19 protein-coding genes are annotated in these 19,906 nt (G+C 68.0%); 18 read left to right on the forward strand and 1 reads right to left on the reverse strand.

Going from position 1 to position 19,906, the window contains the following annotated elements:
• The first annotated feature begins 18 nt into the window (after positions 1-18).
• The 7 genes from JZ791_RS03200 to JZ791_RS03230 all read left to right on the forward strand — a co-directional run bounded on the left by JZ791_RS03200 (position 19) and on the right by JZ791_RS03230 (position 9,613).
• Positions 19-1,341 carry a cytochrome P450 gene (locus JZ791_RS03200; protein WP_216892604.1) on the forward strand — a complete coding sequence of 441 codons (1,323 nt, stop codon included), beginning with the start codon at positions 19-21 and terminating at the stop codon, positions 1,339-1,341.
• A gap of 14 nt (positions 1,342-1,355) precedes the next feature.
• A complete protein-coding gene (locus JZ791_RS03205; RefSeq protein WP_254205135.1) occupies positions 1,356-2,600 on the forward strand; it encodes an NAD(P)/FAD-dependent oxidoreductase in 1,245 nt (414 codons plus the stop codon).
• Between the two features lie 2 nt (positions 2,601-2,602).
• Entirely contained in the window at positions 2,603-3,706 is a 1,104-nt protein-coding gene (locus JZ791_RS03210; protein ID WP_216892606.1) for an NAD(P)-dependent alcohol dehydrogenase, read from the forward strand.
• Positions 3,707-3,731: 25 nt separating this feature from the next.
• Positions 3,732-5,171 (forward strand): aldehyde dehydrogenase, encoded by a 1,440-nt coding sequence (locus tag JZ791_RS03215; RefSeq protein WP_216892607.1) that lies wholly within the window; start codon positions 3,732-3,734, stop codon positions 5,169-5,171.
• Between the two features lie 156 nt (positions 5,172-5,327).
• The gene (locus tag JZ791_RS03220) at positions 5,328-6,191 is read left to right on the forward strand and encodes an alpha/beta fold hydrolase (protein ID WP_216892608.1); all 864 of its coding nucleotides are present in this window, start codon (positions 5,328-5,330) and stop codon (positions 6,189-6,191) included.
• A 257-nt stretch (positions 6,192-6,448) separates the two neighbouring features.
• A complete protein-coding gene (locus JZ791_RS03225; RefSeq protein ID WP_216892609.1) occupies positions 6,449-7,297 on the forward strand; it encodes an SDR family oxidoreductase in 849 nt (282 codons plus the stop codon).
• A gap of 9 nt (positions 7,298-7,306) precedes the next feature.
• Positions 7,307-9,613 carry an ATP-binding protein gene (locus JZ791_RS03230; protein WP_216892610.1) on the forward strand — a complete coding sequence of 769 codons (2,307 nt, stop codon included), beginning with the start codon at positions 7,307-7,309 and terminating at the stop codon, positions 9,611-9,613.
• Here the strand turns inward: JZ791_RS03230 and JZ791_RS03235 are convergent.
• Positions 9,602-10,372 carry a FadR/GntR family transcriptional regulator gene (locus JZ791_RS03235; RefSeq protein WP_216892611.1) on the reverse strand — a complete coding sequence of 257 codons (771 nt, stop codon included), beginning with the start codon at positions 10,370-10,372 and terminating at the stop codon, positions 9,602-9,604. The genes JZ791_RS03230 and JZ791_RS03235 overlap by 12 nt on opposite strands.
• A gap of 232 nt (positions 10,373-10,604) precedes the next feature.
• Here JZ791_RS03235 and JZ791_RS03240 point away from each other — a divergent pair, with 232 nt between their 5' ends.
• From JZ791_RS03240 to JZ791_RS03285, 11 genes are all read left to right on the forward strand, one after another.
• Entirely contained in the window at positions 10,605-11,183 is a 579-nt protein-coding gene (locus JZ791_RS03240) for a hypothetical protein (protein WP_216892612.1), read from the forward strand.
• 66 nt (positions 11,184-11,249) lie between these two features.
• On the forward strand, positions 11,250-11,564 hold the full coding sequence (locus JZ791_RS03245) for an acyl-CoA synthase (protein ID WP_308162744.1): 315 nt from the start codon (positions 11,250-11,252) through the stop codon (positions 11,562-11,564).
• A 10-nt stretch (positions 11,565-11,574) separates the two neighbouring features.
• Positions 11,575-12,807: a lactonase family protein gene (locus tag JZ791_RS03250; protein WP_216892613.1), complete on the forward strand. Its 1,233-nt coding sequence runs from the start codon at positions 11,575-11,577 to the stop codon at positions 12,805-12,807.
• A gap of 56 nt (positions 12,808-12,863) precedes the next feature.
• Positions 12,864-14,000, forward strand: a complete 1,137-nt coding sequence (locus tag JZ791_RS03255) for an acyl-CoA dehydrogenase family protein (RefSeq protein ID WP_216892614.1) — start codon at positions 12,864-12,866, stop codon at positions 13,998-14,000.
• A 5-nt stretch (positions 14,001-14,005) separates the two neighbouring features.
• A complete protein-coding gene (locus JZ791_RS03260; RefSeq protein ID WP_216892615.1) occupies positions 14,006-14,929 on the forward strand; it encodes an acyl-CoA dehydrogenase family protein in 924 nt (307 codons plus the stop codon).
• Positions 14,919-15,407, forward strand: coding sequence for an FAS1-like dehydratase domain-containing protein (locus JZ791_RS03265; protein WP_216892616.1), 489 nt, complete (start codon positions 14,919-14,921; stop codon positions 15,405-15,407). Before JZ791_RS03260 ends, JZ791_RS03265 begins: the two co-directional genes overlap by 11 nt.
• A complete protein-coding gene (locus JZ791_RS03270) occupies positions 15,404-15,862 on the forward strand; it encodes a hotdog family protein (protein WP_216892617.1) in 459 nt (152 codons plus the stop codon). Before JZ791_RS03265 ends, JZ791_RS03270 begins: the two co-directional genes overlap by 4 nt.
• Positions 15,863-15,881: 19 nt before the next feature.
• Positions 15,882-17,012 (forward strand): amidohydrolase family protein, encoded by a 1,131-nt coding sequence (locus JZ791_RS03275; RefSeq protein WP_216892618.1) that lies wholly within the window; start codon positions 15,882-15,884, stop codon positions 17,010-17,012.
• Between the two features lie 49 nt (positions 17,013-17,061).
• Positions 17,062-17,463: a Zn-ribbon domain-containing OB-fold protein gene (locus JZ791_RS44690; RefSeq protein WP_254205136.1), complete on the forward strand. Its 402-nt coding sequence runs from the start codon at positions 17,062-17,064 to the stop codon at positions 17,461-17,463.
• Positions 17,460-18,650: a thiolase family protein gene (locus tag JZ791_RS03280; RefSeq protein WP_254205137.1), complete on the forward strand. Its 1,191-nt coding sequence runs from the start codon at positions 17,460-17,462 to the stop codon at positions 18,648-18,650. Before JZ791_RS44690 ends, JZ791_RS03280 begins: the two co-directional genes overlap by 4 nt.
• 214 nt (positions 18,651-18,864) lie before the next feature.
• Positions 18,865-19,755 (forward strand): NAD(P)-dependent oxidoreductase, encoded by an 891-nt coding sequence (locus JZ791_RS03285; protein ID WP_216892619.1) that lies wholly within the window; start codon positions 18,865-18,867, stop codon positions 19,753-19,755.
• Positions 19,756-19,906 lie beyond the last annotated feature (151 nt).

The raw sequence follows: 19,906 nt of genomic DNA on the forward strand, positions 1-19,906 counted from the left end.
ATCGAGCGAGGAGAAATGATGAGCACCACCGAGCAGGCCACAGATTTGATTCCGGACACCGTCGCCCGGCAGATCGTGCTTCCGGAGGGCCACCGGGACAACGACGCGTTGTTCGAGGCCTACCGCTGGTTGCGCGAGAACAATCCGCTCGGCCGCGCGGTCGTCGAGGGATACGACCCGCTGTGGCTGGTCAGCAAGCACGCCGACATCATGGAGATCGAACGGCAGCCCGAGATCTTCACCAGCGCGGGCGGTGCGGACAAGGGTTCGGTCAATCCGATCCTCGCCAACAAAGCCGGTGACGAATTCACCAAGAGCATCAACAATGGCAGCCTGCGGATCCTGGAAACCCTGACCTATCTCGATCCGCCGGAACACACCGAGATCAAGGACATCGCGCAGGACTGGTTCCGGCCGCAAAACCTGGCACAGTGGGAATCGGTGATCCGCGCCTTGGCCAAATCCTCGGTGACGCGGCTGCTCGAGACCGACGGACGGATCGACTTCGTCAAGGATTTCGCGCTGCAGTATCCGCTGCACGTCATCATGAGCCTGTTCGGCGTTCCGGAATCCGATGAGCCCAGGATGATGTCGCTCACCCAGGAATTCTTCGGCACCGCGGACCCCGACGCCGCGCGGGAGGACGTCGAACAACTCACCCCGGATGCGGCGGCCAAGCAGTGGGTGGCGACGATCCAGGACTTCTACGCGTATTTCGAAGCCCTGCTTCAGGATCGGCGCGCGAATCCGCGCGACGATCTGGCGACGGTGATCGCCTCGGGTCGCGACGCGAACGGCGAGTACTACAAGAACGAGGTCGCCTACGGCTATTTCATCGCCATCGCGACCGCCGGCCACGACACGACCTCCAGCACCCTGGCCGGTGGCATCCTCGAACTCGCCCGCAACCCCGAGCAGCTCGAACTCATCCGCAACGACCTGTCGCTGGTACCGCACCTGGTCAACGAATCGCTGCGCTGGGCATCGCCGGTGAAGCACTTCATGCGGACCGCGACGCAGGACTACACCCTGCGCGGGCGCGAGATTCACGCCGGCGACCGCTTCATGCTGCTCTACCAGTCCGGCAACCGGGACCCCGAGGCCAACGCGGACCCCGACCGTTTCGACCCCACCCGCCGCCCCAACAAGCACATCGCCTTCGGGTACGGCCCGCACATGTGCATCGGCCAGCACCTGGCCAAGCTCGAGCTGCGCATCATGCTCGAAGAGCTTGTGCCGCATCTGAAGTCGATCACCCCGACCGGCGACACCCGGTTCATCCAGACCAACTTCGTCGGCGGCCTGAAGAACATGCCCGTCGCTATCGAGTTCAACCGGTAACAGCCGTGCACACGATGGATCCGACACACACCGTGGTGATCGTCGGCGCGGGACAGGCCGGCGCGACCCTCGCCGGCCTGCTCCGACAGCAGAAGTTCACCGGCCGGGTCGTGCTGTGTGGCGCCGAATCCGTTCCGCCCTACCATCGCCCGCCGCTGTCCAAGAAGTACGACGGCGAGGACTACGTGCAGTGGCTGCGACCGGAATCGTTCTACGCCGACAACGACATCGAGCTTCGCCTGGCCGATCCGGTCGTGCGCATCGATCGCGCCGCCCGCACGGCCTCGACACGGTCCGGGCTCGACCTCGCCTACGACACGCTGGTCCTGGCGACCGGCGCCGATCCCCGGGCGCTTCCGATTCCCGGAGCCGATTTGTCCGGGGTGATGGCCCTGCGCACGCTCGACGACGCCGCGCGACTGCGCACCGCGGTGCTGGCCGGCGCCCGCCTGGCCATAGTCGGCGCGGGCTATGTCGGGCTGGAGGTCGCGGCGGCGGCGCGGGCTCGCGGCCGCGAGGTCACCGTGATCGAGCGGGAGGACCGGATCCTCGCGCGGGTGGCCAGCCCGGAACTGTCGCGCATTCTCACCGACGGTCACCGCGCCCGCGGTACCCGGATACTCACCGGGGCGGCCGTCGAGGAGTTGCTCGGCGACGACGGCCGCGTGCGCGGCGTGCGGCTCGCGGACGGTCGTGACATCGACTGCGACACAGTGATCGTCGGGATCGGCGCGGTACCGCAGGACGGGCTCGCCCGGGCGGCGGGCCTGGAATGCGTGGCCGGGATCGTCGTCGACGGCGCCGCGCGGACCAGCGACCCGCACATCCTGGCCATCGGCGACGTCACCCACCGGCTGCACGACCGCCTGGGCGCGCTCGTGCGGCTGGAAAGCATTCCGAGCGCGACCGAGCAGGCCGCACAGGCGGCGGCCGTCATCACCGGCGCACCGATTCCGCCGCACGAGGTGCCGTGGTTCTGGTCGGACCAGTTCGACCTGAAGATGAAGATGGCGGGCGTTCTCACCCCCGGCACCGAGGCGGTACTGCGCGGCGATCCCGGCGGCGGCTCGTGTTCGCTGTTCCACCTGGACGCCGACGGCGTCCCCCGCACCGTCGAAACCATCAACGCCGCAGCCGATTTCATGGCGGGCAGGAAGTTCGTCGGAAATCGGACTCCCCTGAACCGGGCCGCGCTGGCCGACATCGGGACCCCGCTGCGCGAGGTCGCGCGGAGTCCCGCTCACACACGAAGGATTTGATCATGCAAGCACTCGCCGCGGTCGCCCGCGCACCACACAGCGAATTCTCCCTCGAGACCATCACCATCGACGGCCCGAAGTCCGGCGAGGTTCTCGTCCGGATGGAAGCCGTCGGCATCTGCCACACCGACCTGGCCGCCCGCGACGGGGCGCTCCCGGTCGCGCTTCCCGCGGTGTTCGGCCACGAAGGATGCGGCGTGGTCGAGGCGGTGGGCGAGGGCGTCACCAAGGTCTCGCCCGGCGACCGGGTCGGCATCACGTTCGCCAGCTGCGGAACCTGCGCCGCCTGTCGCGCCGACTACCCCTCCTACTGCCACAACTTCATGCACCTCAACTACGCCGGCGAGCGCCCGGACGGCAGCGGTCCGCTGTCCGCGAACGGTGAGCCGATCACCGGGCTGTTCTTCGGTCAGTCCAGCTTCGCCACGCACAGCCTGGCACTGGAACGCAACGTCGTGAAGGTGCCCGCCGACCTGCCGGCCGAGATCATCGCGCCGATCGGCTGCGGAATCCAGACCGGCGCCGGGGCGGTCATGCGTTCCCTGGCCTGCCGGGCGGGCTCGTCGTTGCTCGTCGCCGGGGCGGGCTCGGTCGGGCTGGCGGCCGTGATGGCGGCCGCGGTGCGCGGGTGCGCGACCATCGTCGTCGTCGAACCGCACGCGTCGCGGCGCGCCCTGGCACTCGAACTCGGTGCGACACACGCTATCGACCCGGCCGCGGGCCCGGTCCCGGATCAGGTGCGCGCCATCGTCGCCGAGGGCGTCGACTACGCCATCGACACCTCGGGCCTCCCCGCGGTCATCGACGGCCTGGTGAAGTCGATGACCTTCCACGGGAAACTCGGCCTGATCGGGGTACCCGCGAATCCCGAAGCGGCACTGCCGCTCACGGTCATCGACACACTGGTCCTGGGCATCACCATCGTCGGCGTCATCGAAGGCGACAGCATCCCCGACGAGTTCATTCCCGAGCTGATCGAGCTGTTCCGGGCCGGGCGATTCCCCATCGACAAACTGGTGACGACCTTCCCCTTCACCAAGATCAACGACGCCGTCGCCGCGCAACACCGCGGCGAGGTCCTCAAACCGGTCCTCGTCCACGAGTGAACCACTCCACGCAGAAAGCACGATCATGACCATCGATTACACCGATCTCTATCTCGGCGGGCGCTGGGCCGCGCCGGCCACCGGCTCGATCATTCCGGTGATCTCACCGAGTACCGAGGAACGCATCGGCTCGGTGCCCGAGGGCGCCGAAGCCGACGTCGACGCCGCGGTCGCCGCTGCCAGAACGGCTTTCGACGATCCGAGCGGCTGGGCGCACTGGGACGGCAAGCGCCGCGCGGAAGTACTCGCACGCTTCGCCGAGGAGTTGCAGGCGCGCGGCGAGGAGACCGCGACCCGGGTCAGCAGCCAGAACGGGATGCCGATCAGCCTCGCGCGGCAGTTCGAAAGCGGCTTTCCCGCAATGCTTGTGCAGTACTACGGCTCGATGGTCGCCGACCGGGAGGACGAGATCCGCCCCGGGATGCTCGGCGGCTCCACGGTGGTGACCCGTTCGCCGATCGGTGTCGCCGCCGCGATCGTGCCGTGGAATGTGCCGCAGGCCATCACCTTTCTGAAAATCGCCCCGGCCCTGGCGGCGGGCTGCACGGTCGTGCTCAAGCCGGCCCCGGAAACCGTCCTCGACGCATTCCTGATGGCCGAGGCGGCCCATGCCGCGGGCATGCCGCCCGGCGTGCTCAACGTGGTGCCAGGCGGCCGTGAACTCGGCGCCTACCTCGTGCGCCACCCGGGCGTGGACAAGGTGTCGTTCACCGGATCGACCGCGGCGGGGCGATCGATCGCCCAGACCTGCGGCGAACTGCTGCGGCCGGTGACCCTGGAATTGGGCGGCAAGTCGGCGGCCGTCGTGCTCGACGACGCGAACCTCGCCGGCGATATCGAATCCTTCTTCGGCGCAACACTGTTGAACAACGGCCAGATCTGCTGGCTGTGCACCCGCGTGCTGGCCCCCGCCTCGCGCTACGACGAAATCGTCGACACCATCACCGATCTCGCCAAGACGATCACCGTCGGCGATCCCCTGTCCCCGGACACCGGCATGGGCCCGCTCGTCTCGGCCCGGCAACGCGATCGAGTGGAGGGCTACATCGCCGCCGGACGCGCCGACGGCGGACGCGTCACCGCGGGCGGCGGGCGGGCCGGGGACCGCGGCTGGTTCGTCGAGCCGACGGTCTTCGCCGACGTGCGCCCCGAGCACACCATCGCCCGGGAGGAGATCTTCGGGCCCGTGCTGTCGGTGATTCCCTACACCGACGAGGACGAGGCGGTGGCCGTCGCCAACGGTTCCGACTACGGCCTGGGCGGCACGGTATGGACGGCGGACCCCGACCGCGGCGCCCGCTTCGCCCGCCGCATCGCCTCGGGCACCGTCGGAGTCAACGGCTACACCAACGACCCGACCGCCCCGTTCGGCGGAATCAAGAACAGCGGCATGGGCCGTGAACTGGGCCCGGAGGGCCTGGCGGCGTACGAGAACGTCAAGAGCATCTATCTCGACGTGCGCTGAGTACGCCCGGGACGGCCCGGCGACCCGATGACAGGTCGCCGGGCCGTCGGCATTGCCAAGACAATCCGGTCTGACTATACTTTTGGTCTTACCAATGCTGGTGCAGGCTGTGGCAATCGTGCCCCACTGCCGGACACCAACCGGCGAGGAGTATCAATGCCTGTCACCACAGTCGCCTTTCACGGACGCAACGGGTACGAGTTGGCCGGGTACCGCTGGGATCCGGCGAAATCCCCGAGTGCCGCCGTCCAGATCGTGCACGGCATGGGTGAGCACGCGCTTCGCTATGCGCCGTTCGCCGAGGAACTCACCGCCGCCGGTTTCGTCGTCTACGCCTACGACCACCGCGGTCACGGCGCCTCGGCCGCCGGCGATCCGGGCGACCTCGGCCCCGACGGCTGGGCGGCACTGGTCGCCGAGATCGGCCTGGTCGGCGACCAGATCCGCGCGCAACACCCGGGCCTGCGTCTCGGACTCGTGGCCCACAGCATGGGCTCCTTCGCGACTCAGCAATTCCTCCTGACCGGCAGCGCCTCGCTCGACGCGGTGGCTCTGACCGGTACCGCGGCCATCGACCTGCTCGAGCCCGCCCTCGACCTCGACGCGCCACTGGAGCTGTCCGCGTTCAACGCGGCGTTCCAGCCACAACGGACCGATTTCGATTGGCTCAGCCGTGACGAGGCGGTCGTCGACACATATCTCGCGGACCCACTCTGCGGATTCGGCATCGACCAGGACTCGGCGCGAGCGATGTTCGCGGGATCCCGCCCCCTCGCCGATCCGGCCCAGGTCGCCGGGATTCGTCCCGATCTGCCCGTCTACCTGGCGGTCGGCGATCACGATCCGGTCAATGGCGGGCTGGCACTGTTCGAACCGCTCGCGGAACGCCTGCGTACGGCTGGTCTCACGGATGTCACCACGCGGGTTTATCCGGGCGCACGACATGAAATCCTCAACGAGACCAACCGGGACGAGGTCACGAAGGACCTCCTGCGCTGGGTGAACGACCGGCTGATCTGAACCTGCGGATCGGCCGGGACCAGGGTCCTCGAATCGCCGCACGACAGGATACGAACCACGGTAGATAAGTGAATCTGATTCTGCTATCGTCTCAGTAAGAGAATCTGATTCTGTTATCTCGTAGATCGGCTAGAAAACACCCGGATACCATCCGGTCGGTCTGGGACCCTGTATGGAGTACCAGTCAGGCGGAGTGTGACCGATGCTTCCGGCAGCTCGATACGAGAACGCACCATCGACCGAAAGGGGTACTTTCCATGTCAGCGAAGACCATCGTCATCACCGGCACCGCAAGCGGATTCGGGCATCTGAGCGTGCGACTGTTCGCCGAAGCCGGATGGAATGTCGTGGCGACCGTCCGCAAGGAATCGGATCTGGACACGCATGCCGGTGTCGAGAACGTGAAGACGCTGTTCCTGAACGTCGACGACGAGGAGGCCGACCTGGCGTTCGGTGAACTCGCGCGGTCCCAATTCGGCCGGGTCGACGCCCTGATCAACAATGCCGGATACTTCCACTCCGGCCCGCTGGAAGCCTCCACGATGGATCAGATCCACCGGCAATTTCAAACCAACGTCTTCGGCCTGATCGCCCTGAACAAGGCGTTCATCCCGATCTTCCGCGAACAGCGCTCGGGCGTCATCGTCAACGTCAGCTCGATCAGCGCCGAGGCCGGCTTCCCGTACACCTCGGTATACGAGGCGTCCAAGGCGGCCGTGGCGTCGCTCACCGAGGGCCTGCACGCCGAACTGGCCGAATTCGGCGTCGCGGTGAAGGCGCTGTTCCCGGGCAATATGGCCACCCGGATCTTCAGCAAGACCGATCGCGCGCAGGATGTCCCGCAGGACTACCTCGCCTCGTGGGACAGGTTCGCGTCACTGAATGTGGTCCGCTCCGATCCGGCGATCACCGCCGCGGTGATGTTCCGCATGGTCACCGACGGCAACAGCCGCACGGTCCGCTACTACAGCGGCCCCGACGGCGACGCGATCCCGCGGGTCAAGCAACTGCTCGGCCAGGACTGGTACTGGGAGGAATTCAGCGCCCGCAACCGCGGCGAATCCACACCGCTGTGGGACGCGTTGATGCCGAGTCCCAAGGCCTAGACTCGCGAGATGACGCGCCCCACGCAGCAGCGGCGTCCGGCCGGCAATCTTCCGACCGACCTGACGAGCTTCGTGGGGCGTCGCGCGGAATGCACCGAGCTGCGGCGGCTGGCCGCCGAGTCCCGCCTGGTGACGTTGACCGGTTTCGGCGGGGTCGGCAAGACCCGGCTCGCGCTACGCACCGCGGGCGAGCTGCGCCGCGCCTTCCCCGGCGGGGTGTGGCTGGTGGAACTCGCCGCGCTGGACAACCCCGCACTGCTCCCGGACACCGTCGCCACGGCGATCGGACTGCACGTCCAGAGCCCGGACAGCACCCTCGGCGCACTGATCGACCATTTCTCCCGGCGCGGCACGATGCTCATACTCGACAACTGCGAGCACCTGATCGACTCCTGCGCAACGTTGTCGGCCGACCTGCTGCGCGCGTGCCCGCGGCTGCATGTGCTGGCGACCAGCCGGGAGGCGCTGGGCGTCCTCGGTGAGGTCACCTACCCGGTGCCGCCGTTGCCGGCGCCACCCGAGGCGGCCACGACCGGCGGCACGGAGTGGGACGCGGTCACCCTGTTCCTGGACCGTGCCCGGGTGGCGGCGCCCGGATTCGAGTTGACCGCGCGGAACCGGGACGCGGTGTTCGGCATCTGCCGCGGACTGGGCGGGATTCCCCTCGCGCTCGAATTGGCGGCAGTGCGGCTGCGCGGTCTGTCCCCCGCGCAGCTGTTCGACCGCCTCTCCGACCACCTGCACCTGCTGACCTCGGGCAACCGGAACGCGCTGGAGCGTCAGCGGACCCTGCGCGGCTGCATCGAATGGAGCTATCAGCTGTGCACCGTGGCCGAGCGGGACCTGTGGGCCAGGACATCGGTATTCGCGGGCGGCTTCGAACTGGAGGCGGCCGAGGCCGTCTGCGGTGACCGGGCCGCCGTGCTCGACGGCGTGCTGTCGCTGGTCGACAAGTCGGTGCTCACCCGCGAGGCGCGCGACGGCGCAGCGCGATACTCGACACTCGAGAGCCTGCGCCACTACGGCCTGGAACGACTGCGGGATTCCGGTCTGAGCGCACAGGTCCTGGGCAGGCATCAGGACTACTACTTCGATCTGGCCATCCGTTCGGAGGCCGAATCGGCGACCGAGATCCAGCGCGTCTCGATGGACCGGCTGCGCCGCGAGCACGCGAACCTGCAGTCCGCCTTCGAATTCGGCCTCGGCGCGGGCGGCCGGGCCGATCGCGGACTGCGGGCCGCCGGGCATCTGCGCGAGCACTGGATCGGGATCGGCGCCCTCGCCGAGGGGCGGCACTGGCTCGAACGTCTGCTCGGCGCCGCGCGGGCACGACCGGCGGTCCGGGCGCGAGGACTGCGCACGGCCGCCTGGCTGGCCACGCTGCAGGGTGACCTCCCGGCCACCGAGTCGTTCCTGGCGCAGCTGCGCGCGCTCGTCGACACGGGCGAGGCCGCCGACCAGGTATCGGTTGCCCTGCTGCACGAGGCCACCGGCAATTACGCCATGTATACCGGCGATCCCGAAGTCACGGTCCGCGAATGTGAGCTGGCGCTGCCCGGATTCGAGGCGCACGGCGAACTCGCGAGCGCCCTGGGCACCCGGATCCTGTTGCAGATGGCGCTCAGCCGTGCGGGCGACGCCGACCGGGCGATGCGGGTGCACGCGAGCTGTATGGAGACCACCGAAACGTCCGGAGACCGCTGGTACCGGTCGTACTCGCTGTGGCAGGCCGGGCTCACCCGCCTGGACCAGGGCAATGCGGCGGCGGCGATCGACCTGCTGCGCACTGGATTACGACTGAAGACCCAACTCACCGATGCGATGGGTATCGCGCTGTGCATCGAGGGCCTCGCGTGGGCGACCGCCGGGACCGACCGGCGCCGCGCGGCCGCGCTGCTCGGCGCCGCCTCGGCACGCTGGCACGAAATGGGTTTGCACGCAGCCGATCTGCCCCATACAGCAGACGCCCACATCGCCTGCGAGGCGGCGCTGCGGCAGACCATGTCGCACGAGGAATTCTCCCGCGCCGTCGGTTCGGGTCTGGGGATGCCGGTCGAGGACGCCCTCGCGTTCGCGCTCGGCGACGCCCCGGTCACGCCGCCCGCCCCGGTGGAGCGGTCTCCACTCACCAAACGAGAGCACGAGGTCGCACACCTGGTCGCGCGCGGTCTGTCGAACCGGAATATCGCGGAGGAACTGATCATCGCCCCGCGGACCGCCGAAGCGCACGTCGAGCACATTCTGGTCAAGCTCGGATTCGGCTCACGCGCCCAGATCGCGGCGTGGGTCGCGGACCGCGATCGGCTACTCGGGTAGTTCGATGATCCGGGTGCGGTCCGCATCGGAGATCAGCTGCTTGCCGACGGTAGCCATATGCTTGGCCCAGAACCGCTCGGCTTCCTCGCCCTGCCGGTCGGCGATGAGCCCGACGAGTTTCTTGTGTGCCCGGTAGGCGCGATCCAGCTGCTTTTCCGCATCCGGCCACTCGCTGGCGACCGTGCGCGCATGCCGTTCGGAAATTCGCTCGAGGGTCTCGGCGACCAACGTCATCGTGACGTTGCCGGACAGCCTGACAAGTTCGGTATGGAACCGCCAGGCGACCCCTGGGAACACCTTCGCGTCCCGGCGCGCGCGGGCCTCCTGATCCAGCAGCTCACGCAGATCGCTGATCTCCTGCGCCGAGGCCTTCTCGGCCGCGATGCGCACCGCCTGCGGCTCGAAGATCATGCGGAACCGATAGACATCGTTCAGCGTCGCGCCCCGCAATTGAAGCAGAATCGTGAACGGATCGACGGCCAGGTCCGATCCGGGCAGGCTGACGACCGCGCCCTTGTGGGAGCCTCGACGCACGCTGATCAGCTGCTGCGCCTCGAGCAGCCGCAAGGCCTCGCGAAGCGTCGGGCGCGAGATTTCGTATTCCTCGACCAGCGCCGACTCCGGCGACAGCGAATCGCCCTCCACGAACTCGCCCCGCAGGATCCGCTGGCGCAGGTCCGCGGCCACCACCTCGGCCATCTTGGGGATCCGCCGCCGGAGCACATCGGCCCGGTAGCCGTTCACCGGAGCTGCTGCCATCGGGCACATCCTCCCTCTATCATGTCCATCATAGTCAACCTTCTCAGCCATGTATTCAACCACGCCGACTCGGTTCGGGCCGCACACCGGGCCACCACCAGGGCGTCGAGCCGTCCGGCGACATACGTAGCCGCGTAAAATAGGTAGTCGCATAGGTATTCCGCGCGATGCCCGCCCGGCTGAGCACAGCGCACGATCGACCCGTTCCGTACGAAAAACCGGAGGAGTCATCGTGAACAGGACCACGGCGCAGGACCGGCAGACCGAGAGAGTCTGCGACAACTCACGCATCCCCGGCGGCCTCGCATCGTTCCCGACGGTGTGCGACTGCGACGGATCGCGCCCGCGGTGCGAAGGCCCCGATCTGACGCCGCGGACCGCACTGCTGCTCACCGTCGCAGGTCGGCGACTCGCCGATGAGGTCCGCGCCCTCGGCACGTCGAGCATGCGGCCCGCGCCGCTGAGCCGCCTCGCATACGCACTGGACGGCTTGGCGCAGACCCTGGAGTGCGGTCTGCGGCCGATGCCGGGCACGCTGGGCGAACAGTTGTGCCTACACGTAATGATCGCCTACGCAACAGATTTGGCGTTCGAAGTGGGTGACGACCCAGCCGGTGACCTCCCCTACAGCGAGTACGACTACGACTACGAGCGGCTGTACGACACACTGCTGCCGGACCACCGCTACGAGGGGCTGATCTGGGAGGTCCAGCAGAGCCCGCGCGGCGGCGGCTGCTTCGATTTCGCCACCCTGTGCGAGGTCACGCCGCCCGGCATCCTGCGTCGGTTGTTCACGCACCCGGCGAAGTAGTCGACACCCACACGTAACGTCTGTCATGATGATGACATAGTGCACGTAGTTATCTATGTTGATATGGTGACCCTGGAGGTTGAGATGCCCGAATCCATGTTCGACGGCCGCGACACTGCCGACGAGGAGGACTACGACCTGCTCACCTACTCCGAGGCGGGTATCCGGCTGGATCAGGAGATCGACCGTCAGCGCGCACGCCTCGCGAAGCTCGAATCGAGTGCGCAACCGGATGACGGCGGCGAGGTCGCCGCATGCCGCGACCGGCTGGCCGCGTTGGAGCAGTCGCGTGAACGGAACTCCCGGCGCGCCATCAATGACGACAACTTCGAGCGGTTCTTCGGCTACCCGGCCGCTTCCGCTTCCGACGCCTTCAGTTAGGAGAAGATCATTGGACTCCAAGCGCAGGGAAACGGCAGGACGGTACGTCGGGCGGCGCGGAGCACTCACCGCCGGTGTGACCGGTGGGGCGCTGCTGGCGCTGGCCATGATCGCGCGGCAGACCATCGGTTCGGGTGCGCCGACCGCGGCCGGCGCACCCGTCCCCACGGGCGAGCCCACGTACGTCTACGTCTGTTCGAACTCGGTCATGGCCGGGACCCAGCCCGGTAACCCGATCGGGATCACCGTCTTCCGGCTCGATTCGCAATCGGGCGCATTGACTCAGGTGCAGCAACTGCACACCACCAATCCGGACTGGCTGGCGATCGACCCGTCCGGCCGATTCCTTTTCGCCACTTACGCATTGATGGACGGCACGCAGAACGTCGGGGCCGTCGAGGCTTATACGACCGATCCGCGCACCGGCACGCTCACCTTCGTGAACCGGGTGTCGCTGGGCAACACCAGTCCCGCGCAGATAGCGGTCGCTCCCGACGGTCGGCATGTGGTCGTCGCCAATTACAACTACGGCCAGTACGTCGTCCTGCCGGTCGGGGAAGACGGACGACTCGGCCCGGTGAGCAGCTCACTCCAGGACACCGGCAAGGGCCCGAATCCGCGCCAGGATTCCGCACATCCGCACGCCGTGGACTTCGATCCGAAGGGCAGGTTCCTCGGCGCGGCCGATCTCGGGACCGACCAAGTACAGATCTTCCGCCTGTCCGGTGGGCAGTTGGAACGGGTCAGCGAGATATCCACCCCGGCGGGTATGGGTCCACGACACGTCGCCTTCTCCCCTGACAGCCGGACGCTGTACGTGATCGGCGAACTGGACGGAAATATCATGGCTTTCGCATACAACTCGGAGACCGGTGCGATCGGTCCTGCGCTGCAAACCATTTCGACCGCACCTCCCGGATATTCCGGCGTCCCCAGCGGTTCGGAGATCGCCGTGCATCCGTCGGGGAATTTCGTCTACGGAGCCAATCGTGGCTCACAGTCCGTCGCCGGCTATCGAATCGATCATTCGACCGGAAAGCTTTCCACTATCGGCTTCGCCACGCAGGGCGTGAACGTTCCTACCAATTTCGCCATCGATCCGAGCGGCCGGTGGCTCTACGTCAACAGCAATGCGTCGAACAGCATCGTGCAGTTCGGGATCGATCCCAGCGGTGAACTGAAACCCACCGGCCGCACGACACCCCTGTACGCCCCCAACGTGATGATTTTCCGTGCATCTTAGTTTACTACGTTTACCATCAAGCTCGGCCCTGGCCGGCGCGATGTCAGGGAGGACATGTGGAGTTCGGATGGTTCGAGGACGACCGGGAATTCCGGCACGAACTCCGCACGATCATCGAACAGGAGCTGCCCCCACGCTGGGCCGATCTGATTCCCGGCGAGGAGGTCGCCTCGGAATTCGTCCTGAACTTCTGCCGCACGCTGGGTGAGCGCGGTCTGCTCACCCCGCACTGGCCCAGCGAATACGGCGGGCGCGACGCGTCGGCCTGGCAGTTCATCATCCTCGGCGAGGAGCTGTGGTCCGCCGGTGAACCGCGCGGCTCCCAGTACATGAACGTGAACTGGATCGGTCCGGCCATCATCAACGCGGGTACGCCGGAGCAGCGTGCATACCACCTGGCTCGGATCAGCCGCGGCGATGTCTTCTGGTGCCAGGGCTTTTCCGAGCGCGAGGCGGGAACAGACCTCGCCGCGATGCGCACTCTCGCCAGCCGCGACGGCGACGACTACGTGATCAACGGCGAGAAGGTGTGGACCTCGTACGCGGGCGTCGCCGACTACTGCTTCCTGCTCGCGCGCACCGATCCGGAAACGACCGGAGGACAAGGCATCTCGGTATTCCTGGTACCGACCGACACGCCCGGCTTCAGCATCGAACCGATCCCCGGCGTGCTGGACATCCACGAGTTCAACCGCCTCACCTTCCGCGACGTGCGAGTCCCCGCCTCGGCGCGGCTCGGCCCGGAGAACCAGGGATGGGCGGTCGTACGGGAAGCGCTGTCGCACGAGCGAATCGGCGGGCCGCGGTATGCCCGGGCCGCGCAGGTCGCCGAACGCCTCGAAGAATTCGCGCGGGAGTACGGCGAACTCGACCGGGACGGACTGCGCACCCGGTTCGCCGAGGCGCACGCGGCGTGCCACGCCGCGCGGCTGCTGGTCTACCGAGCGATCCACGAACGGATCAAGAGCAGGCCGGAGGATCTGGCCGTGAGCCAGGCCCGGGTCGCGATCGTGCGTTCCGAACGGCTCGTCGCGGAACTCGCCCTCGACCTGTTCGAGGACGAGAGCCTGGCGCGGCGGTCGACCGGAAACGCACAACTCAAGACGGCGATGATCGCCGGACTCGGCGGAGGCAGCGTCGAGGTGCAACTCAACATGGTGGCCCGGGCCCTGCTCGGGTCCGGTCGGAGGTGAGTGGGATGGACTTCGATCTTGATCCCGGCCAGCAGAAGCAACTGGTCGCGTTGGACGAGGTCATCGAGGCGTGCGGTGGTATCGACCGCGCCCGCCAAGTGGCGCGGACCGGCGGCCACGACGAGCGGCTCGACGCCGAACTCACGGCCGCGGGACTTCTCGACTCGGCCGCCTTCCTGGATCGGGTGCTGATCGCGGAACGGCTTGCTGAGCTCGGCGTCGCGACGGGCTTCGGGCTGCGAGCGGTCGTCGCCGCGGACGACATCCGCCTGCCCAATGGACCGCTGGCGGTGCTCGACACTCGGCGTAATGGCCCGGTGCTCGACGGCCGGCGAGGCGGGCCGGTGCGCTACGCCGCGGTGGCATCGTCAGTGCTCCTCCTCGGCGACGAGACACGGATCTGCGAGGCAGGCGAGATCGACATCGAACCTATGGAGTCGAGCTTCGGTTTCGGCTATGCGCGGGTGCGCGCCGCCCCAGGTGCGGGCACACCGCTCGCGGTCCCGGCCGAGGTGATCCGCCGTCGCCGACGGCTCGCACTGGCCGCCGAGATCGCCGGCGCCGCCGCAGGTGGAATCGCGCACACCGCTGGCTATCTGAGCACTCGCGAGCAGTTCGGCAAGCCGCTGTCGACCTTCCAGGCACTGCGCCATCGGATATCCGAGGCGGCCGTCTCGGCGGAGGCGGCCCGATGGATGACCCGGGAGGCGGCCTGGTCCGGCGACGAGCAGAGCGCATTGCTCGCCGCGTCGTACGCGGCGCAGACGGCCGCGGTCCTGGTCCCCGAGCTGACTCAGATGTCCGGCGCCCGTGGGTTCACACACGAGTTCGGGCTGCACGTGTACACGATGCGCCTTGCCGGACTGCGACTGGAACTCGGTGCACCGGACCGCATAGCGGTCGAACTGGCGGCGAGTCGTGCGCACTGACGAGCGCGGGCCCGTGATCGACGCCCGCGCCCGCGAACTCATCGGGACCGTGACGTTCACCTGGACATCCGAACCTGTGTCCCTGCGTCAGGTGCGCGAGTACGTCGCGGCGACCGGGGGCCGCCCGGAACAGTGGGGCGATCCGGGTGATCCACACGCACCGGTGCCGACGCCGCCGCTGTTCTTCCACGCGGCATGCCGCCCCGTGGTGGCGCTCGCCGATTTGCTGGAGGACGGCCAGTACCCCTTCCTCGGGGTCCCGGGTGTGCGCGGGCGGTCGATGGCCGGTGGACAGAGCTACGAGATCCTCGCCCCCGTGCGGGTCGGCGACGTCCTCACGGTCCGCGAACGACTGAGCTCGCTGAGCGAGAAGCAGGGCCGGTCGGGCCCGCTGGTCATCACCGAGACCGAGAGCGAGTACACCAACGGTGACGACGTACTCGTCGCCCGCTTCCGGCAGACGGTGATCTTCCGATGAGCGTGCCGACCCGGAGCTTCTCCGAGATTCGCGTCGGCGACGAACTGCCGGCCGCGACTCACACTCCCACCCGCCTGACGTTGTTCCTGTTCGGCGTCGCCTACTGGACCGCCCACCGCATTCACTACGACGTCGAACTCGCCAGAGCCGAGGGATACGACGACGTGCTGGTGACCGCGAACCTGCTCAGCGCCTACCTCGCCGCACTGGCGACGGGCTGGGCGGGCGATCCCGATTGCCTGGTCGCCCTGTCCGAACGCAACCTCTCCCCCGCTGTAGCCGGCGACACGCTGACGATCCGGGGAACGGTCGCCGAACTGATCCCGGACACCGAGGGCGGTGGAATCGCGGACTGCGCACTCACCGTCGAGCAGGCCGACGGCACGGTCGTCGTCAGCGCCACGGCCACGCTGCGCCTGCCGGCCTCAGCCGAAAAGCCATGCAGTACTGAATAGAACACAAAGGAGGAGGGACATGCCCCTTCAGAATCACCACGAAATCCTCTCGGTGGACGACCATCTCATCGAACATCCACGCGTCTGGCAGGACCGTCTCCCGCAGAAGTACCGCGAGGTCGGCCCGCGCATCATCGAGGACGAGAACAAGCACCACGTGTGGCGTTACGAGGGCCGCAACTTTCCGCAGATCGGCCTGAACGCCGTGGCGGGCAAGGATCCTCGGGACTTCGGCACCGAGCCGGTCCGCTACGAGGACATGATCCCCGGATGCTACGACCCGGCCGCGCGGGTCAAGGATATGGACCTGGACGGTGTCAAGGCGGCCATGTGTTATCCCTCGTTCCCAGGCTTCGCCGGGCGGGTGTTCATGCAGGCCGACGATCGGGAGCTCGCGGAGCTGTGCGTCCAGGCCTGGAACGACTTTCACATCGACGAATGGTGCGGCGCCGCGCCCGACCGGTTCATCCCCATGGTGATGGCGCCGTTCTGGGATATCCGCGCGAGCGTCAAGGAGATCGAGCGCGTGGCGGGCAAGGGTGCCCGTGGCCTCACCTTCCCGGAGAATCCGGTCCCGCTGGGGCTGCCGTCGTTCCACACCCGGCACTGGGACGACCTGTTCTCCGCGCTCGAGGACGCGGACATGCCGCTGTGCCTGCACTTCGGGTCGTCGTCGCTGGCGCCCGGTTTCGCGCAGGACGCGCCCTTCGCGGTGGAGATCTCACTGTTCGCCACGAACCTCATGTGGACCACGTCGGATCTGCTGTTCTCCGGTGTGCTGCAACGGCATCCGAAGTTGAAGATCGTGCTGGCCGAGGGCGGGATCGGCTGGATTCCGTATATCACCGAACGGTGCGACTACACCTGGGAGCGGCACCGCTGGTACATGGACATCGACAAGGAGACCCGGCCGTCGGAGCTGTTCCGCAAGCACTTCTACGGGTGTTTCATCGATGACGAACACGGCGTGAAGAACCGGCACGAGATCGGCATCGACCGGATCACCTTCGAGGTGGACTACCCCCACTCGGATTCGAACTGGCCCAATACGCGGCGCAGGGCCGCGCAGGTGCTCGCCGACGTGCCGGATGACGAAGTGGAACAGATGCTTTCGGGCAACGTCCGCACGCTGTTCAACTTCGGCAACTGAGACTCGGAGGATCATCATCGCCACCGACATCAGGGTCACCGCCGACCCCTTGCTTCATCGGCTACGCCCACAGCAGGACCCGCTCACCGAATTCTTCTGGCACAGCGGCGCAGACGGGCTCCTACGCGTGCAGACCTGCTCGGACTGCGGGTATCGTACCCATCCCGCGGGTCCGGTCTGCGCCCGCTGCCTGAGCTCACGAGTCGGCCCGCAGCCGGTCTCCGGGCTCGGCGCCGTGCTCAGCTACACCGTCAACGTGCAACAGTGGACACCTGGTCAGGAGCCCTATGTGGTCGCCTGGGTCGGCCTCGACGAGCAGGAAGACCTGCGCCTGACGACCAATATCGTCGACTGCGATCCGTGGTCGGTCTCGATCGGCGATCGGGTCCAGGTCGCCTTTCTCGAACGCCACGGCTACCACTACCCGCTGTTCCGGCCGGTGACGCCATGACCCGGCATTTCGAGCACGACAGCGTCATCTCCGGCGCCGGCCGCTCAGCGTCCGGCCGTCGCCTGGGCCGCTCCCCTGCCGATCTCACCGTCGAGGCCGCGCTGGCCGCGATCCGCGACGCGGGCCTGACCCGCGACGACATCGACGGCATCTCGACGTATCCCGGCGGCGACGCCGTGCCCTCGCACGGCTACGGCGGCCCGCCGAGCTACATCGTGCAGGACGCGCTGCGCCTGCGCCCGACCTGGTTCCAGGGGGCCGCAGAGCTGCCCGGCCAGCTCGGCGCGCTCGTCGCGGCGATGACCGCGGTCTCGGCGGGCCTGGCGCGACACGTGCTCGTCTACCGCACGGTGACCGAGTCCAGCGCCCAGGGCACGGGCGGCCGCCGCGCGGTCTTCGACCCGGACGGGGACGCTGTCAGTATGGCCGGCTGGCTCACCCCGTTCGGGGCGCCGTCGGCCGCGAATTGGCTCGCACTGCTGGCGGCTCGGCACTTCCATGAGTTCGGCACCACGCGCGAGCAGCTCGCCCGGATCCCACTGACCTGCCGCCGCCACGCCGCGCTGAACCCGCACGCGATCTACCGGCAGCCGCTGTCGCTCGAGGAGTACCTCGACGCCCGCATGGTCTCCACGCCGTTGTGCCTGTACGACTGCGACGTCCCGATCGACGGCTCGGTCGCCTTCGTGATCTCCGCGGCCGAATACGCCCCGGACACCGCGACGCCGCCGGTCTATATCGAGGCGGTCGGAACCGCTGTAGGACAACGGTTTTCCTGGGACCAGCAGGAGAACCTCACCGCGATGGCCGCCACGGGCGCCGCCGGGCACATGTGGAGCCGCACCACCCTCACCCCCGCCGACGTCGACGTGGCCCAGCTCTACGACGGGTTCAGCATCCTGACCCTGGCCTGGCTGGAGGCGATGGGATTCTGCGAGCCCGGAGAGGGCGGCGCCTACATCGAGGGCGGTTCCCGCATAGCGCTGAACGGTGAGCTGCCGCTCAACACCGGCGGCGGGCAACTGTCCGGCGGACGCCTGCACGGTTTCGGTCTCATCGAGGAGGCCGTGCTCCAGTTGCGCGGGGCCGCAGGGGATCGGCAGGTCAGCGGCGCGAGGGTAGCCGCGGTCGGTAACGGCGGCGGCCCCATCGCGGGCGCGATGTTGCTTACCTCCCAACGGATCTGACGTCCGGTCGTGGGCAGCTGTCCGTGCCGCCGAACGTCGGCAAGTCGGCGGCTCGCGAGTTACCACGTCGGCTGCGCGGCCGTGCAAGGGATTCCCTGCACGGCCGCGTTGGCGCCCGACCCAAGCCCGCCGCGCACCCCGTTCGGCGCGAGCCTGCGGACCGCTTGCCATCGACCTTTGCACCACCACCCTGCCCGGCGAAAGGAACGACGAGATGCACAGTGCGACAGTGGATACCACGGCGAACGGCACGACGCCCGTCGGATTCATCGGCGTCGGCGATATGGGCGGCCCCATCGTCGGCCACATCGCCGCGAACGGCTTCCCCACCACGGTCTGGGCCCGGCGCCCCGCCCAACTCGACCAGTTCCGCGAAACCACCCTGACCAGCGCCGCCTCCCCCGCGGAACTCGCCGCAGGCAGTGAGGTAATCGGCCTTTGCGTATTCGGCGACGCCGATGTCCGGGAGGTGATAACAGGCCCGGACGGAATCCTCGAAGGCGCCCGCTCCGGGTCCGTCGTCGTCGTGCACAGCACGATAGCGCCCGACACCTGTCGCGAGCTGGCCGCGGCGTGTGCGGCGGCCGGGCTGGCCCTGGTCGACGCCCCCGTCACCGGCGCCCGCGCGAGTGCCCTCGCCGCCACCCTGACCGTCATGATCGGCGGCGAGGTCGAGCACGTCGAACGGGTCCGCCCGGTCCTGTCGTGCTATGCCCAGCGGATCGTCCACGTGGGCGGCTTGGGCGCGGGCCAGACGATGAAGACGCTGAACAATGTGCTGGGCGCTGCCACCGGCCGATTGGCTTGCATCGCAATCGAAATCGCCGAACGCCTCCGCCTGGACCCGGTGCAGGCCATGGAGGTGCTCCGTGTCGGCAGCGCCGGCAGCGCGGCCTTGAACTCCATCGCGTCCCGCCTGCTGAGCGACGCCGAATTCGCCGAGCACGCACGCCAATTGATCGCGAAGGACGCCGCGCTGTTCGGACAGGTCCGCGCGGCCGCGGGCGCACCCGAGTCGATACTGGAACGCCTGGCCCTGGAACGGGCAGAACAGATCATCCCCACCTTCGAGCGCGCCTTCGTCCCCGCCCCACTCGATTCCTGATCCTTCGGTACCGCACCAGCACTCGACTCGGCTGGTTCGCCATCTGGGTTGTGCCGGAGGTTCTGCGGCGGCCTCCCCCGTGCGGGCTCAGCGCTCCTCGGGGGCCACGGCCTGCAAGACGGCCTCGACGGTGGCGGGGCAAGCGGCGGCG

This window comes from Nocardia alni, assembly GCF_019038435.1.
In the GTDB taxonomy this organism is placed as follows: Bacteria; Actinomycetota; Actinomycetes; order Mycobacteriales; family Mycobacteriaceae; genus Nocardia; species Nocardia alni.